At 69.0% G+C, this 15,028-nt stretch carries 15 protein-coding genes; 4 read left to right on the top strand and 11 right to left on the bottom strand.

Annotated elements, in window-relative coordinates; all coding sequences use genetic code 11:
- Positions 1 to 55 precede the first annotated feature (55 nt).
- The 5 genes from infB to rimP form a co-directional block, all read right to left on the bottom strand.
- On the bottom strand, positions 56 to 2,878 hold the full coding sequence (infB, locus tag B2515_RS11980; RefSeq protein WP_293876586.1) for a translation initiation factor IF-2: 2,823 nt from the start codon (positions 2,876 to 2,878) through the stop codon (positions 56 to 58).
- Positions 2,875 to 3,609, bottom strand: coding sequence for a DUF448 domain-containing protein (locus B2515_RS11985; protein WP_293876587.1), 735 nt, complete (start codon positions 3,607 to 3,609; stop codon positions 2,875 to 2,877). The genes infB and B2515_RS11985 overlap by 4 nt, the downstream gene beginning before the upstream one ends.
- A gap of 99 nt (positions 3,610 to 3,708) precedes the next feature.
- Positions 3,709 to 3,939: a tautomerase family protein gene (locus B2515_RS11990; protein WP_293876588.1), complete on the bottom strand. Its 231-nt coding sequence runs from the start codon at positions 3,937 to 3,939 to the stop codon at positions 3,709 to 3,711.
- Positions 3,939 to 5,570, bottom strand: coding sequence for a transcription termination factor NusA (nusA, locus tag B2515_RS11995; RefSeq protein ID WP_293876589.1), 1,632 nt, complete (start codon positions 5,568 to 5,570; stop codon positions 3,939 to 3,941). Before nusA ends, B2515_RS11990 begins: the two co-directional genes overlap by 1 nt.
- A gap of 1 nt (position 5,571) precedes the next feature.
- Positions 5,572 to 6,141: a ribosome maturation protein RimP gene (gene rimP / locus B2515_RS12000; protein WP_293876590.1), complete on the bottom strand. Its 570-nt coding sequence runs from the start codon at positions 6,139 to 6,141 to the stop codon at positions 5,572 to 5,574.
- A 191-nt stretch (positions 6,142 to 6,332) separates the two neighbouring features.
- On the opposite strand from rimP, the gene B2515_RS12005 reads away from it, so the two are divergent.
- Positions 6,333 to 7,481: a PQQ-dependent sugar dehydrogenase gene (locus tag B2515_RS12005; RefSeq protein ID WP_293876591.1), complete on the top strand. Its 1,149-nt coding sequence runs from the start codon at positions 6,333 to 6,335 to the stop codon at positions 7,479 to 7,481.
- A gap of 122 nt (positions 7,482 to 7,603) precedes the next feature.
- Positions 7,604 to 8,422: a shikimate 5-dehydrogenase gene (locus tag B2515_RS12010; RefSeq protein ID WP_293876592.1), complete on the top strand. Its 819-nt coding sequence runs from the start codon at positions 7,604 to 7,606 to the stop codon at positions 8,420 to 8,422.
- Between the two features lie 181 nt (positions 8,423 to 8,603).
- On the opposite strand, the gene B2515_RS12015 is transcribed toward B2515_RS12010, so the two are convergent.
- Positions 8,604 to 9,014: a PaaI family thioesterase gene (locus B2515_RS12015; RefSeq protein ID WP_293876594.1), complete on the bottom strand. Its 411-nt coding sequence runs from the start codon at positions 9,012 to 9,014 to the stop codon at positions 8,604 to 8,606.
- Complete coding sequence (locus B2515_RS12020) at positions 9,011 to 9,466, bottom strand: PaaI family thioesterase (protein ID WP_293876596.1); 456 nt, start codon at positions 9,464 to 9,466, stop codon at positions 9,011 to 9,013. Before B2515_RS12020 ends, B2515_RS12015 begins: the two co-directional genes overlap by 4 nt.
- A gap of 78 nt (positions 9,467 to 9,544) precedes the next feature.
- Between B2515_RS12020 and B2515_RS12025 the strand changes: the two genes are divergently transcribed.
- Positions 9,545 to 10,324, top strand: coding sequence for a crotonase/enoyl-CoA hydratase family protein (locus tag B2515_RS12025; RefSeq protein ID WP_293876598.1), 780 nt, complete (start codon positions 9,545 to 9,547; stop codon positions 10,322 to 10,324).
- A 154-nt stretch (positions 10,325 to 10,478) separates the two neighbouring features.
- Here B2515_RS12025 and B2515_RS12030 read toward each other — a convergent pair whose 3' ends face one another.
- Together B2515_RS12030 and B2515_RS12035 are read right to left on the bottom strand one after the other, a co-directional pair.
- The gene (locus B2515_RS12030; protein ID WP_293876600.1) at positions 10,479 to 11,264 is read right to left on the bottom strand and encodes an SDR family oxidoreductase; all 786 of its coding nucleotides are present in this window, start codon (positions 11,262 to 11,264) and stop codon (positions 10,479 to 10,481) included.
- Positions 11,265 to 11,277: 13 nt separating this feature from the next.
- A complete protein-coding gene (locus B2515_RS12035) occupies positions 11,278 to 12,447 on the bottom strand; it encodes an acetyl-CoA C-acetyltransferase (RefSeq protein ID WP_293876602.1) in 1,170 nt (389 codons plus the stop codon).
- Positions 12,448 to 12,532: 85 nt separating this feature from the next.
- On the opposite strand from B2515_RS12035, the gene B2515_RS12040 reads away from it, so the two are divergent.
- A complete protein-coding gene (locus B2515_RS12040; protein ID WP_293876604.1) occupies positions 12,533 to 13,198 on the top strand; it encodes a nitroreductase in 666 nt (221 codons plus the stop codon).
- 7 nt (positions 13,199 to 13,205) lie between these two features.
- Here the strand turns inward: B2515_RS12040 and B2515_RS12045 are convergent, their stop codons facing one another.
- Together B2515_RS12045 and B2515_RS12050 are read right to left on the bottom strand one after the other, a co-directional pair.
- The gene (locus tag B2515_RS12045) at positions 13,206 to 13,472 is read right to left on the bottom strand and encodes a hypothetical protein (protein ID WP_293876605.1); all 267 of its coding nucleotides are present in this window, start codon (positions 13,470 to 13,472) and stop codon (positions 13,206 to 13,208) included.
- 116 nt (positions 13,473 to 13,588) lie between these two features.
- Entirely contained in the window at positions 13,589 to 14,974 is a 1,386-nt protein-coding gene (locus B2515_RS12050) for a DEAD/DEAH box helicase (RefSeq protein WP_293876606.1), read from the bottom strand.
- Positions 14,975 to 15,028 lie beyond the last annotated feature (54 nt).

Below are 15,028 nucleotides of genomic sequence, written 5' to 3' on the forward strand. Positions count from 1 at the left end.
CCTTCCGCCGGCATAACCGGCTCCCTCCCTCTCCCGCCGGGAGAGGGAGAGTGGATTACAACGTCCGTTCGCGCATCTCGACTTCGAACGTTTCGAGGAAGTCGCCCGGCTTGATGTCGACGAAGTTCGACGTGAACGTCACGCCGCACTCCAGACCGGCGCGCACTTCGGGAACGTCGTCCTTGAAGCGACGCAGCGACGCGATCTCACCCTGATAGATGATGACGTCGTTGCGCGTGATGCGTGCCTTGAGCGCCTTGCGGATGACGCCTTCGACCACGAGCAGACCGGCGGCCTTGCCGTGCTTGCCCGCCGAGAAGACGTCGCGGATCTCCGCACGCCCCACCACGGTCTCGAACGCTTCCGGCCCGAGCTGCCCGGCCATGCCGGCGCGGATCTCGTCGGTCAGGTCGTAGATGACGTCGTAATATTTCAACGCCACCTTCTGCCGATCGGCGATCTCGCGCGCCTTCGCATTGGCGCGGACGTTGAAGCCGATGATCGGCGCGCCGCTGGCACCCGCCAGCGTCACGTCGCTCTCGGTGATGCCGCCGACGCCCGCGTGCAGCACGCGTGCCTTGATGAGATCGGTCGAGATCTTGTTGATCGACGCGACGATCGCCTCGACCGTCCCCTGCGTATCGGCCTTGACGACGAGCGGATATTCGATCGCCGCATTGGCCTTCAACGCCGAGAACATGCTCTCGAGGCTCGCCGGCGCGGTCGTGGTGCGCTTCTGCGTCAGCACGCCCTGACGATATTCCGCAACCTCGCGGGCGCGGGCCTCGCTCTCGACCACCTGCAACGGATCGCCCGCCGAGGGGACGCCGGTCATGCCGAGCACCTCGACCGGCATCGCCGGGCCGGCTTCCTTCACCTGACGGCCCTTGTCGTCGATCAGCGCGCGGACCTTGCCGCTTTCCGCGCCGATGACGAAGACGTCGCCGACCTTCAGCGTGCCGCGGTTGACGAGGATCGTCGCGACCGGGCCGCGGCCCTTGTCGAGCTTCGCCTCGATCACCGTGCCTTCGGCGGCGCGATCGGGGTTGGCGCGCAGTTCGAGCAGCTCGGCCTGCAGCTGGATCTTCTCGATCAGCGTGTCGAGCCCGGTCTTGTTGAGCGCGGACACCTCGACGTCCTGGACGTCGCCGCCCATTTCCTCGACCACGACCTCTTCGCTCAGCAGGCGCTCGCGCACGCGCTGGGCATTGGCCTCGTACTTGTCGATCTTGTTGATCGCCACGATCATCGGCACGCCGGCCGCCTTGGTGTGGTTGATCGCCTCGATCGTCTGCGGCATCAGCCCGTCGTCGGCCGCGACCACCAGCACCACGATGTCGGTGACGTCCGCACCGCGCGCACGCATCTGCGTGAACGCCTCATGGCCCGGCGTGTCGAGGAACGTGACCTTCGACTTGTCCTTCAGCGTGACCTGATAGGCGCCGATATGCTGCGTGATGCCGCCGGCCTCGCCGCGCACCACGTCGGTGCCGCGCAGCGCGTCGAGCAGCGAGGTCTTGCCGTGATCGACATGGCCCATGATCGTGACGACCGGCGGACGCGGACGCAGCTGGTCGTCGGCATCCTCGCCGGTGTCGAGCGCCAGATCGATGTCGCTGTCGCTGACGCGGACGATGTTGTGGCCGAATTCGGTCACCAGCAGTTCCGCGGTGTCCTGATCGATCGTCTGCGTCATCGTGACGGGCATGCCCATCTTGAACAGCGTCTTGACCAGATCCGCGCCCTTTTCCGCCATACGGTTGGCGAGTTCCTGGACGGTGATCGCCTCGGGCACCTGGACGTCGCGGATCTGCTTGGCCTGCTGCTCGCGCGGGCCGCCGAAGTGACGCTTTTCCTTTTCACGCGCACGCTTGAGCGCGGCGAGGCTGCGCGAGCGCGCACCATCGTCGCCCAGCGCACGATTGACGGTCAGCTTGCCGCCGCGACGCTCGTCGCCCTTGCGGTCGCGCTGCGTCGGCCGGCTCGGCGGGGCGTTGCGCGGGGTCGCCTGACCCGATGGCAGGCTGCGCGATGCGGCGCCGCCCGCGGACGACGCGGAAGCCGCCGCCGGTGCCGCCGCGGGAGCGGGAGCCGGTTCGGGCTTGGGCTGCGGCTTCGGGATTTCGGGGCGGGCGACCGGCGAGAAGCGGCGCGGGGCCGGCATCGACGGATCGCGACCGAGCTGGAGCGTCGGTGCCGGCGCGGGCGCCGGTGCAGCCGGACGCGGTGCGGGGGCGGGCGCCGGAGCGGCCGCCTCGACCGGCGCAGGCGCCGGGGCAGCGACCGGTTCGGGCGCCGGCGCCTCGACCGGTGCGGGCGGCGGCACGGGCCGCTCGACCGGACGGAAGCCACGGCCGGCCGGCGTCGGCACGACGACGGGTGCCGCCTGCGGTGCGGCGGGTTCCGCCGCGACCGGCGCCGGGGTCGGTTCGGGGGCGGGCTCGGGCGCCGGGGCAGGCGCCGCAGCGGCGGCCGCCTTTTCGGCCGCGCGGAGGCGCGCGTCCTCGGCGGCCTGCGCACGCGCGGCCTCTTCGCGACGGCGCGCGTCCTCCAGCGCATGCATGCGCTGGTCCTCGGCCTCGCGCAGCATCCGTGCCTGACGCTCCTGCGCCGTCTCGTTCGACGGCGCGGGACGCGGGGCAGGGGCGGGCGCGGCGACCGGCGCCGGTGCGGCGACGGGCGCCTGCACCTGCGGCTCGGGTGCGGCCGGCGCCTCACCCGGACGACCGAGCACGCGCCGCTTCTTCGTTTCGACGATCACCGTGTTGGACCGGCCATGGCTGAAGCTCTGCTTCACCTGGCCGGTCTCGACCGTGCGCTTCACCCCCAAAGGCGTGCGCATGCCAAGTTTCGGCTTCTCGTTGTCGGTGTCGCTCACTCAAATTCCTCGTTTACGTCTACGGCCGGTCGATGCCCGTCGGATACAGCCCCAAGAGTCTCGGGGGAAAGTCCGGGCGCCGATGCGCCCTGCGAGGCCGTTTCGCAAGGCACGGGGGTGGGTTCAGGTCCGATAAAATGCAGCCAGCGGTCGAGCGCGTCGCTCACCCGCGCGGCGGCAGCGCGGTCGGTCAGGCCGATATGTACCACATTCTCGCGGCCTAGCGCCAACGACAATATGGTGCGCGGTACAGGTAATACCAAGCCCCTCAGCGCGGAGCCTTCGCGATCCGATCCGATCCGCCACGCCTGGTCGAGCTTGCGGTTGCCGTCGGTGCCGGCATCGGCGGCGTGATACAGAGCGTGGAGCTGTCCCGAACGCGCCGCGGTCTCGATCTTCTCGGAGCCGGTGAACAGGCCGCCGGAGCGCGATTCGAGGCCGAGCCGATCGAGCGCATTGCGTTCGAGCGCCGCCTCGATCCGCTGGGGCAGGTCGTCGGGGATCGTCAGCGCCTCGCCCTTGAACGCCCGCGCGAGCGCGCCGCGCAGGCGCTTCTTTGCGATCGCCTCCTCGAGCGCGACCCGGGTGACGCCGATCCACGCGCCACGCCCCGGCGCCTTGGCGCGCACGTCGGGCAGGATCGTCCCGTCCGGCGCGAGTGCGAGTCGGACCAGATTGTCGCGCTGGTCGCGATCCTGCGTGAGGATGCACTTGCGGATCGGATCGGTCATGCGACCCCTCCCGATGCCGGAGCGCAAGCACGCACGGGCATTCCCGCGGTCACCCGCGAGTCGCCACGCACAGCGCGAACCTGATGGAGCGCTAGCGGCTCATTGTGAGGGAACCGCATGCGCGTCCTCCCTCGGTTCGGGGGCATCGCGGTCGGCGAGCAGCTGCCCGCCGGCACCGTAATTCTCCGTCGAGATTTCCTCGATCACGACCTGCACCGCGGCCGGGTTCTTGCCCAGCCGCGTCACCAGCGAGGCCGTCACGTCGGCGACGATCCCCGCTTTCTGGTCGCGGGTCGCACTGCCCGCCAGTCGGATCGAGACGAAGGGCATCAGGCCTCCTCCGCCTCCCCGGCGTCGGCCGCCGGCGCGTCCTCGGCGGCGGGCGCCGCATCGTCCTCGAACCAATGCTGGCGCGCGGCCATGATGATCTCGTTGCCCTGTTCGTCGGACAGGCCGTATTCGCTCAGGATGCCGCCCTTCGGCTCGGGACGCTTGGGCGCATCCTCGTTGCGGCGGCGCGGTTCGACGCGCTTCTTCTCGACCAGCTCGTCGGTGGCGAGATCGGCGAGGTCGTCGAGCGTCTTGATGCCCGCCTTGCCGAGCGTCACCAGCATCGCCTCGGTCAGGTACGGCATGTCGATCAGCGCGTCCTCGACGCCCAGACCGCGGCGTTCCTCGCGGTTCGCGGCCTCGCGGCGGTCGAGCGCTTCCTGCGCGCGGCTCTGCAGCTCCTGGCCCAGGTCCTCGTCGAAGCCCTCGATGTCGGCGATCTCGTCGAGCTCGACATAGGCGACCTCTTCCAGCGCGCCGAAGCCCTCGGCGACCAGCAGCTGCGCCAGCGTCTCGTCGACGTCCAGTTCGTTCTGGAACATCTCGGTGCGCTCGACGAATTCCTTCTGGCGCTTCTCGGAGGCATCGGCCTCGGTCAGGATGTCGATCGCCTTGCCGGTCAGCTGGCTGGCGAGGCGGACGTTCTGGCCGCGGCGACCGATGGCGAGGCTCAGCTGGTCGTCGGGAACGACGACCTCGATGCGCTCTTCCTCCTCGTCGATCACGACGCGGCTGACGCTGGCGGGCTGCAGCGCGTTGACGACGAAGGTCGCGATGTCGGGCGACCAGGGGATGATGTCGATCTTCTCGCCCTGCATCTCCTGCACGACGGCCTGCACGCGGCTGCCCTTCATGCCGACGCAGGCGCCGACCGGATCGATGCTCGAATCGCGGCTGATGACGCCGATCTTCGCGCGGCTGCCGGGATCGCGGGCCGCCGCCTGGATGGTGATGATGCCGTCGTAGATTTCCGGCACTTCCTGCGCGAACAGCTTCTTCATGAAGTCGGGGTGCGCGCGGGACAGGAAGATCTGCGGCCCGCGATTCTCGCGGCGGACGTTGAGGATCAGGCTGCGGATACGGTCGTTGACGCGGACCACCTCGCGCGGGATCTGCGCGTCGCGGCGGATCACGCCCTCGGCGCGGCCCAGATCGACGACGACATGGCCGAACTCGACGCGCTTGACGACGCCGGTGATGATCTCGCCCTGGCGATCCTTGAACTCTTCATACTGGCGCTCGCGCTCGGCATCGCGCACCTTCTGGAAGATGATCTGCTTGCTGGCCTGCGCCTGGATGCGGCCGAATTCGATCGGGGGCAGCGGATCGACGATATAGTCGCCGACGACCGCACCCGGCTGCAGCTTCTGCGCCTGGGTGACGTCGACCTGCTTGAAATAATCGTCGACCGCCTCGACCACCTCGACGACGCGCCACAGGCGCAGGTCGCCGCTGACGGGATCGAGCTTCGCCCGGATGTCGTTTTCGATGCCGTAGCGCGTCTTGGCGGCGCGCTGGATCGCCTCTTCCAGAGCCTCGATGACGATGCTCTTGTCGATCATCTTTTCCGAGGCGACCGAATTGGCGATCGCGATCAGTTCCGCGCGGTTGGCGGTGGCGACGGTGGCCATCTTACTTCTGTCCTTCGCTAAGGGCGTCGTTGTCGTCTGATTCTTCGAATTCGTCCGCACCTTCGCTCGAAAGCGGCGCGGTGGCGGCGAGCAGGCGGTCGGTGATCGTCAGCTTGGCGTCGTGGATCGCATCGAGGCCGACGGTCATGCGGGTGTGGCCGCGCACGTCGATCGAAACCTTGTCCCCGTCGATGCCGACGAGGTCGCCGGTCAGGATCTTGCGGTTGTCGATCTTCTCGACCAGCGTGATCTTCGCCTCATGCCCGGCCCAGTTGGTATAGTCCTGCGGGCGTGTCAGCGGGCGGTCGATGCCGGGCGACGACACTTCCAGCCGGTATGCGTCCTCTATGGGGTCGCGGCCCTCGGCCTCCAGCGCGTCGAGCACGTCGGAGATGCGGCGCGACAGCTCGGCGCAATCGTCGATCGTCAGCTGGCCGGTGTCGGGACGCTCGGCCATCACCTGCAACGTCGGGTCGGATTTGCCGCCGAACATCTTCACGCGCACGAGGTCGAAGCCCAGCGCCCGGGCTTCGGGTTCGATCAATTGCGTGAGTAGGGCGATATCCGCCATGCAGGCTCCGGTCATGCGGCGTTGCCCCGCCGCGGGGATACAGGTTTTCGCCGCCGCGGGAGGGTCCCCCGCAGCCTCTTTCACCTGACGATGTTAGAGAAGGCACGAGCCATATACGCGCGACCCGGTGTGGAAACAAGCATCCATCGCACCCCTCGCGCGTTCGCCGCACAACCAACCGGGAGACCTCCATGCGCCTCAGCCTGCTCGCCACCCTGCCGATCGCCCTCATCGCCTGTTCCGGCAACGCGCCCGCCGCCGGCGACGGCGCACAGGCGGGCGAGACGCCTCCCTCCGCCAAGCCGTTCCGCGAGACGGTCGTCGCCGACTTCGTCTCGCCCTGGGCGCTGGCGTTCCTGCCCGACGACAGGATTCTGGTGACCGAGAAGGCAGGGCAGATGATCCTGCTGTCCGCCGACGGCAAGCGCCGCCAGACGATCGCCACCATCACCGTCGATACCGAGGGGCAGGGCGGGTTGATGGACGTCGTGCCGGCGCCCGATTTCGCGACCAGCAAGCGCATCTACTTCAGCTATTCCGCGGCGGGTGAGGGCGGCAAGGGTGTGATCCTGGCGCGCGGGCGCCTGCGCCCCGACGGCGGCGGCACGGGCGGCGAGCGGCTCGGCGAGATCGAGGCGCTGTTCCGCGCGCGGCCGTTCGTGTCGGGCGGCGGCCATTATTCGGGCCGGATCGCCTTCTCGCCGGACGGCAGTTCGCTGTTCTTCACCAACGGCGAACGTCAGAAGTTCACGCCCGCGCAGGACCCGCAGGCGACGCTCGGCAAGGTGCTGCGCCTGACGCTGGACGGCAAGCCCGCGCCGGGCAACCCGCTGGTCGCTAAGGGCTTCGCGCCGGAAATCTGGAGCTACGGCCATCGGAACCTGCTCGGCATCGCCTTCGACGCGCAGGGGCGGCTGTGGGAGCAGGAGATGGGGCCGAAGGGCGGCGACGAGCTGAACCTCGTCATGCCGGGCCGCAACTACGGCTATCCCAACGTGTCGAACGGCAGCCATTACGATGGCCGCGACATCCCCGATCATGCGCCGGGCGACGGTTACGAACCGCCCAAGGTCTGGTGGAATCCGGTGATCTCGCCGGGCGGGCTGATGATCTATTCGGGGTCGATGTTCCCGCAATGGCAGGGCGACGCCTTCATCGGCGGTCTGTCGTCGCAGGCGCTGATCCGCGTCGATCTCGACGGGCAGACCGCGAAGAAGGGCGACCAATGGCCGATGGGCGCGCGCATCCGCGACGTCGAACAGGGGCCGGACGGCGCGATCTGGGTGATCGAGGACGGCGGCAAGTCGCAGGGACGGTTGATCCGGCTGACCGCGAAATAGGACGGTCGTCGTTCAGGCTGCGCATCAGGTTTTGCGCGCGAGGACACGACGGCCTTATAGCGCTTTGCCGTGCCCTCGCGCGCAAAACCGGGGACCATGCCGTAACCGAACGAAAGACGATCATGACCAAACCCCTCATCGGCCGCGACACGTTGCTGTGCATGTCGCTCTCGGCACGCCCCAGCAATTTCGGCACGCGGTTCCATAACCGGCTCTACGAGCTGACCGGGCTCGATTACGTCTACAAGGCCTTCTCGACCACCGACCTGCCCGCCGCGATCGGCGGCATCCGTGCGCTCGGCATCAGGGGCTGCGCGGTGTCGATGCCGTTCAAGGAGGCGGTGATCCCGCTGCTCGACGGGCTCAAGGGCTCGGCCGCGGCGATCGACAGCGTCAACACGATCGTCAACGATGGCGGCCGGCTGACCGGCTACAACACCGATTATTCCGCGGTAAAGACATTGGTCGAACAGGCCGCTCTGCCCGCCGATACGACCGTTTTGCTGCGCGGATCGGGCGGCATGGGCAAGGCGGTGGCGACCGCGCTGCGCGGCGCCGGCCTGACCCGCGGCACGATCGTGGCGCGCAACGAACCCGCCGGGTGGGCGCTGGCCGATTCGGTCGGCTGGGACTGGGCGCCAGAGGTCGGATCGCTGACAGCGGGCCTGCTCGCCAATGTCACGCCGCTCGGCATGGAGGGCGCGGACGCCGATGCGTTGGCGTTCGAACGCGATACCATCGCGAGCGCCGATCTGGTGCTCGACGCGGTGGCGCTGCCCCCCGAGACGCCGCTGCTGCGCGTGGCACGCGATGCGGGCAAGCGGACGATCACCGGCATTGCGATCGGCACGTTGCAGGCGGTCGAGCAGTTCGTGCTCTACACCGGCGTCACCCCGACCGACGCACAGATCGCCGACGCGGCCGCGGTGGCGCGGGGATGATCTTCCGAAAGCCTCTCGCTCGAGCGGGATGACATCGAACTGATCCGTCATTGCGAGCGCAGCGAAGCAATCCAGGGCGTCCTGGTACGGCTCTGGATTGCTTCGCTGCGCTCGCAATGACGAACATGCGGATCGATCTGATGTCATCTGATTCGAGAAGAGGAGGGGCTCTCGACGGGGATCAGTCGCGTGCGATCAGATAGTTCATCCGCGCATGCGCGATCGGTTTGGTGCGATCGTCCTGCCACGCGATCGCCTCGACATTCGCGACGCGCGTGCCGAGGCGGGTGACGATCCCTTCCGCATGTGTCGGCTTGTCGCGGCCGCCGCGCATGAAGTCGACGGTGACGTTGACCGGCTTGATACGGGCGGGCGGTTCCTTGGCGCCGCCTTCCGCCGCCAGCGCATGCTGCAACGACACGATCGCCGCGACCTCGAGCAGGCCGGAGATCGCGCCGCCATGCAGGAAGCCGGGGCGGCCGAGCACATCGTCGCGGAACGGCATGACCAGCACCGGCGCCTCGCCCTCGCGCGGTTCCAGCGTCACGCCGAGCAGGTCTGCATAGGGCGGCAGGGTCAGCAGCGGCGTCATGCCTTCGCCCCCGGCGCGGGCGCGTCCATCAGCATGAACGTCCCGGCGACATGCGCGAGCGGATCGTCGGGGCTTTCGTCATAGGCGATGCCGCGCACGAAGGCGATCGATCGGGTCAGCTTCAGGCATTCGCCGCGGCCGATCACGGTGCGGCCCGGCACCGCGGGGCGGAGGTAATCGACGCGCAGGTCCAGCGTCGCCTGCGGTGCGAACTTTCCCCGCTGCACCCACACCGCGACGCTGGTCGCCATGTCCATCAGCGCGATAATCGGTCCCGAGGCCAGCACCCTGCTGGCGGGATCGCCGATCAGCGTCTCGGCATAGGGCAGCGCCAGTTCGACCCAGCGGTCGCTCGCGCTGTCGTCGCTGCGCCCGTGATAGACGATGCCCAGGGTCCCGGCATGGCCACCGAACCGGTGCGCCATGAAGGCGTCGATGTTGAAGCCGCTCATGCCGGTTCCTCTACACGCTGACGGCGGTAGCGCAACGCAGGCGCTTGGCCTAGCAAGGCCGGCAAAAGGAGAGATGCCATGAACGACCGCGTCACGCTCACCGTCACCGGCGGGATCGCCGACGTCCGCCTCGCGCGCGCCGACAAGATGAACGCGATCGACCCGGCGATGTTCGAGGGGATCGGCGCGACGATCGATGCGCTCGCCGACCGCACCGACGTACGCTGCGTCGTCCTGTCGGGCGAGGGCAGGGGCTTTTGCGCCGGCCTGGATATGGAGAGCATGGCGCGCGGCGGTTCGGGCACCTCGCAGGAGCGCAACGCGCAAGGCAGCATCCTGCCGCAGCACGTCACCTGGGGCTGGCGGCAATTGCCGATGCCGGTGATCGCCGCAGTCCATGGCGTCGCGTTCGGCGGCGGTTTCCAGATCATGTCGGGTGCCGATATCCGCATCGCCGCGCCGACGACGCGCTTTGCGATCCGCGAAACCCACTGGGGGTTGGTGCCCGACATGGCGGGCTTCCCGATCTGGCGCGGGCTGGTCCGTGACGACGTGCTGCGCGAACTCGTCTATACCGCACGCGAATTCGACGCCGACGAGGCGCTGCGCCACGGCTTCGTGACGCGGCTGACGGCCGACCCGCTGGCGGAGGCGATGGCGCTGGCGCAGGCGATCGTCGCGCGCTCGCCGCATGCGGTGCGCGGCGCCAAGCGGCTGCTCAACATGGCGCACGACGCCGATCCGCGCGCCATGCTCGCGGCGGAGACGGAGGAGCAGCTCAAGGTGATCGGCAAGCCCAACATGATGGAGGCGGTCGCCGCCAACATGGGCAAGCGACCGCCGGTGTTCGTCGATTGAGGGCGGCGCCACGCGCTCACCCTCACCCTCACCCTCACCCTCACCCTCACCCTCACCCTCACCCTCTCGCCGGCTTCGCCGTCTTTTTCCCTCTCCCGGTGGGAGAGGGAGGGAGGCGCGGTAGCGCCGGAAGGGTGAGGGTGAGACGCTTGGGTTACCGCGGCGCCATCCGGATCCCGCCGTCCAGCCGGATGTCCTCGCCGTTGAAATAGCCGTTCTCGATCAGCGTCAGCGCGAGGTGCGCATATTCCGTCGGATCGCCGAGCCGCTTGGGGAAGGGCACGCTGGCGGCGAGCGCATCCTTCACCGGCTGCGGCGCGCCCTGCAACAGCGGCGTGTCGAAGATGCCCGGCAGGATCGTGTTGATCCGGATGCCTTCCCCCATCAGGTCGCGCGCGATCGGCAGCGTCATGCCGACGACGCCGCCCTTCGACGCCGAATAGGCCGCCTGGCCGATCTGACCGTCCTCCGCGGCGACGCTGGCGGTCATCACGATCGCGCCGCGCTCGCCATGGTCGCCCGGCGCCAGCGTCAGCATCCCCGCCGCCGATTTGGCGACGCAGCGGAACGTGCCGACGAGGTTGATCTGGACCAGCCAGTTGAACGCCTCCAGCGGGAAATGCCGGACGCTGCCGTCCTCCTTCGACCGGCTGGCGGTCTTCACCGCATTGCCGGTGCCGGCGCAGCAGACCAGCACCGATTCCTGGCCATGCGCGTCGCGTGCGCGGGCGAAGCCCGCATCGACGCTCTCGTCGCTGGTGACGTCGACCGCGCAGAACAGCCCGCCGATCTCGGCCGCGAGCGCCTCGCCCTTCTCGCGCTGCAGGTCGAAGATCGCGACCTTCGCGCCCTTGGCGGCGAGCGCCCGCGCGGTGGCCGCGCCGAGCCCGGAGGCCCCGCCGGTGACGACCGCGGCGGTGGTGTCGGTGATGATGGTCATTGCTCTTCCCCTCTCACAGCCGCTCGACGATCGTCACATTGGCGATCCCGCCGCCCTCGCACATCGTCTGCAGGCCATAGCGTCCGCCGCGCGCGCGCAGCGCATGGACCAACGTCGCCATCAGCTTGGTGCCGCTCGCGCCGAGCGGATGGCCCAGCGCGATCGCCCCGCCGTTGACGTTGAGCCGGTCGGGATCGCCGCCGACATGTTGCAACCAGGCGAGCGGCACCGGCGCGAACGCCTCGTTGACCTCGTACAGGTCGATGTCCGCGATCCGCATGCCCGCACGGCGCAACGCCCTGTCGGTCGCGAACAGCGGCTCTTCCAGCATGATGACCGGATCGCCGCCGGTGACGGTCAGATTGTGGATGCGCGCCAGCGGCGTCAGCCCGTGCGCCTTGAGCGCCGCCTCGCTGACCACCAGCACCGCGCTCGCCCCGTCGCAGATCTGGCTGGCATTGGCGGCGGTCACCGTCCCGCCCTCCTGCAACAGCTTCACCGCACCGATCGTCTCCGCGCTCGCGTCGTAGCGGATGCCCTCGTCGGTGTCGTGCAGCACCACCCCGTCGGGCGTCTCCACCTCCAGCGCGACGATCTCGTCCGCGAAGGCGCCCGCCTGGGTCGCCGCGGCGGCACGGCGATGGCTCTCCAGCGCATAGGCATCGAGCGCGGCGCGATCGAAACCGTATTTGCGCGCGATCATCTCGGCGCCCATGAACTGGCTGAACTGCACGTCGGGAAAGCGCGCCTCCTGCCGCGGGCTCTTCGCCCGGCCGAGCCCCGCCTGCGCGAACAGCGCGCCGGTCGACCCCATCGGCACGCGCGTCATGCTCTCGACGCCGGCGGCGATCACCACGTCCTGCGAGCCGCTCATCACCGCCTGCGCGGCGAACTGGATCGCCTGCTGGCTCGATCCGCATTGCCGGTCGATCGTCACCGCCGGCACGCTGGTCGGCAAGGTCGAGGCCAGCACCGCGCCGCGCCCGACCTGAAAGCTTTGTTCGCCGCCCTGGCTGACGCAGCCCATGATGACATCCTCGACCGCCGCCGGGTCGATGCCGCTGCGAGCGACGATCGCATCCAGCACCGCGGCCGCCATGTCCGCCGGATGCCACCCCGCCAACCGTCCACCACGCCGGCCGCCGGCGGTCCGCACCGCCTCGACGATATAGGCTTCCGCCATCGCATCCTCTCCATAACTCTTGTTATTGCGATGCTGTGTCGCCTAATCCGGGGGCGAGTGCAAGGGGATCGCAAAGGGGATCGGGATGCAGGTGCGACAGGCGATAGCGGCGCGGCGATCGGTGCGCGGGTTCCTCGATGCGCCGGTGGACATGAGCGTCCTCCACGAACTGGCGGCGGCGGCGGCGCGGGCGCCGTCGGGCGGCAACCTCCAGCCCTGGCATGTGCATATCGTCGCGGGCGATGCGATGGCGCGGCTTAAGGCGGACATGGCGGCGAAGCTCGCGCGGGGCGAGACGGAAACCCCGGCCTATCCGGTCTATCCGCCCGCGCTCGACGATCCCTATCGCACGCGGCGGTCGGACATCGGCGAGGCGCTGTACGGCCATCTCGGCATCCCGCGCGCGGATCGCGACGCGCGGCGGCGCTGGTTCGCGGACAACTTCCGCTTCTTCGGCGCGCCTGCGGCCTTTTTCTGTACGGTCGATCGCGCCATGGGGCCGCCGCAATGGTCCGACCTCGGCATGTATCTGCAGACGCTGATGCTGCTCGCGGTCGACGCCGGGCTGGCGACCTGTCCGCAGGAATGCTGGGCGATGTATCCGGAGACGGTCGGACGCCTGCTCGCCTTGCCGGCGGAGCGGATGCTGTTCTGCGGCGTCGCGATCGGGTTCGAGGATGTCGCCGCACCCGCCAACGCACTGCGCGCCGGGCGGGCGGATACGGCGGAGTGGCTCAGCGTGGTGGCATAGGCGCCGCCTACAGCACCACCGTCACCGGTTTCGATTCCTCGATCGCCGCCAGCACCATCCGTTCCCAGATCGCCGGATCGCCCGCCGCGGCCATCTTCTGGTCGGGTTCGCGCAGCGTCCGCAGCACCGCGCGCGCATCGGCGAGATAATCGCGCCAGGCGCTGTCCACCTGCTCGCCCGCACTCTCGCAATCGCCGCCGGCGTTCGCACTGATCCGTTGCCCGGCGAGCACGCGGGCGATGCGTTCGGGAAGCGGGGTGGTGGATACGTCCATGAAGGCTCTCCTTTCAGGCAAGAATGCCTGAACGTCGCGTCCGGTGCCATCCCCGACGGCAAACGGCCCGGCGAGCGTCGCTCACCGGGCCGTTCGTCACCGCGAAACGGGAAGGGTCAGCGCGTCGCGCCGGCACCCTGACCGCGGCCGCCGCCGCCGCCCGAGCGACCGCCACGGCCGCCACCCGAACCGCCGCCGCTGCCGCCGCGGGCACCGCCACGGCTGGCATTGGCATAGTTGCGCGTCGCCGTCGGCGCATGCGTGGCGCGCGGGCGCGCCGGCTGGCGCTGGCCGCGCGGCAGGTCGGCACGCGGCGCGGGATCGGCACCGATCGCCTTGACGCGCGTCGCTTTGATCTCGTTCGACAGGCCCTGGAAATTGTCGGGCAACGGCCGCACCGCCACCTTCTGGCGGGTCAGCTTCTCGATGTCCTTCAGGTACGGACGCTCGTCATCCGCGCAGAAGGCGACGGCGATGCCGCTCGCCCCCGCACGCGCGGTACGGCCGATGCGGTGGACGTATTGCTCCGCGACGTTGGGCAGTTCGAAGTTGATGACGTGACTGACGCCCGAGACGTCGATGCCGCGCGCCGCGATATCGGTCGCGACCAGCACCTTGGTCTTGCCGTCCTTGAACTCGCCCAGGGCCCGCTCGCGCTGGCCCTGGCTCTTGTTGCCGTGGATCGCGTTCGCCGGAATGCCGTTGCCGGCGAGCAGCTTCACGACGCGGTCGGCGCCATGCTTGGTGCGCGTGAAGACCAGCGCGCGGTTGATCGACGGATCCTGCAACACGATCGTCAGCAGCGCCTGCTTTTCCGACTGATTGACGAAGGTGACATACTGGTCGACGCGCTCGGCGGTGGTCGATGCGGGAACGACCGACACCGTCTTCGGCTCGTGCAGGAACTGGTTGGCCAGCTCGCGGATCGCGACCGGCATCGTCGCCGAGAAGAACAAGGTCTGGCGCTTGCGCGGGATCATGCGGACGATCTTCTTGAGCGCATGGATGAAGCCCAGGTCCATCATCTGGTCGGCTTCGTCGAGCACGAGGATCTCGATCATCGACAGGTTGCAAATGCCCTGCTCGACCAGATCGATCAGGCGGCCCGGCGTGGCGACGAGGATGTCGACGCCGCGGCTCAGGTCCTGCCGGTTCTTGTTGATGCTGGTGCCGCCGAACACGGTCGCGACCGACAGCTTGCTGAACTGGCCATAGCCCCGCGCATTGTCGGCGATCTGGCTGGCGAGCTCGCGCGTCGGCGCGAGCACCAGCATGCGGCAATGCGTCGGCAGCACGCGCTTGCTCGCCTCGGTCAGGCGCTGGATCGACGGCAGCACGAACGCCGCGGTCTTGCCGGTGCCGGTCTGCGCGATGCCGAGCAGGTCGCCGCCCTCGAGCAGGATCGGGATCGACTGCGCCTGGATCGGGGTGGGGGTGGTATAGCCCTTGGCTTCGAGCGCACGGACGAGGGGATCGGCGAGGCCGAGGTTTGCGAATGACATGAAATGATAACCTTCAAAACGGGCCTGACCCGCGCGCCGGAATCCCTGGTCGAC

This window comes from Sphingomonas sp. UBA978 (genome assembly GCF_002292295.1).
In the GTDB taxonomy this organism is placed as follows: Bacteria; Pseudomonadota; Alphaproteobacteria; order Sphingomonadales; family Sphingomonadaceae; genus Sphingomonas.

What these genes read in the sequence shown, in the direction of transcription:
- B2515_RS12045 (WP_293876605.1), bottom strand. Translation starts at nt 13,472, where the DNA reads ATGGACGTATCCACCACCCCGCTTCCCGAACGCATCGCCCGCGTGCTC.
- B2515_RS12005 (WP_293876591.1), top strand. Translation starts at nt 6,333, where the DNA reads ATGCGCCTCAGCCTGCTCGCCACCCTGCCGATCGCCCTCATCGCCTGT.
- rimP (WP_293876590.1), bottom strand. Translation starts at nt 6,141, where the DNA reads ATGGCGGATATCGCCCTACTCACGCAATTGATCGAACCCGAAGCCCGG.
- B2515_RS12015 (WP_293876594.1), bottom strand. Translation starts at nt 9,014, where the DNA reads ATGACGCCGCTGCTGACCCTGCCGCCCTATGCAGACCTGCTCGGCGTG.
- B2515_RS11990 (WP_293876588.1), bottom strand. Translation starts at nt 3,939, where the DNA reads ATGCCCTTCGTCTCGATCCGACTGGCGGGCAGTGCGACCCGCGACCAG.
- B2515_RS12035 (WP_293876602.1), bottom strand. Translation starts at nt 12,447, where the DNA reads ATGGCGGAAGCCTATATCGTCGAGGCGGTGCGGACCGCCGGCGGCCGG.
- B2515_RS12040 (WP_293876604.1), top strand. Translation starts at nt 12,533, where the DNA reads ATGCAGGTGCGACAGGCGATAGCGGCGCGGCGATCGGTGCGCGGGTTC.
- B2515_RS12010 (WP_293876592.1), top strand. Translation starts at nt 7,604, where the DNA reads ATGACCAAACCCCTCATCGGCCGCGACACGTTGCTGTGCATGTCGCTC.
- B2515_RS12030 (WP_293876600.1), bottom strand. Translation starts at nt 11,264, where the DNA reads ATGACCATCATCACCGACACCACCGCCGCGGTCGTCACCGGCGGGGCC.
- B2515_RS12050 (WP_293876606.1), bottom strand. Translation starts at nt 14,974, where the DNA reads ATGTCATTCGCAAACCTCGGCCTCGCCGATCCCCTCGTCCGTGCGCTC.
- nusA (WP_293876589.1), bottom strand. Translation starts at nt 5,570, where the DNA reads ATGGCCACCGTCGCCACCGCCAACCGCGCGGAACTGATCGCGATCGCC.
- B2515_RS12025 (WP_293876598.1), top strand. Translation starts at nt 9,545, where the DNA reads ATGAACGACCGCGTCACGCTCACCGTCACCGGCGGGATCGCCGACGTC.
- B2515_RS12020 (WP_293876596.1), bottom strand. Translation starts at nt 9,466, where the DNA reads ATGAGCGGCTTCAACATCGACGCCTTCATGGCGCACCGGTTCGGTGGC.
- B2515_RS11985 (WP_293876587.1), bottom strand. Translation starts at nt 3,609, where the DNA reads ATGACCGATCCGATCCGCAAGTGCATCCTCACGCAGGATCGCGACCAG.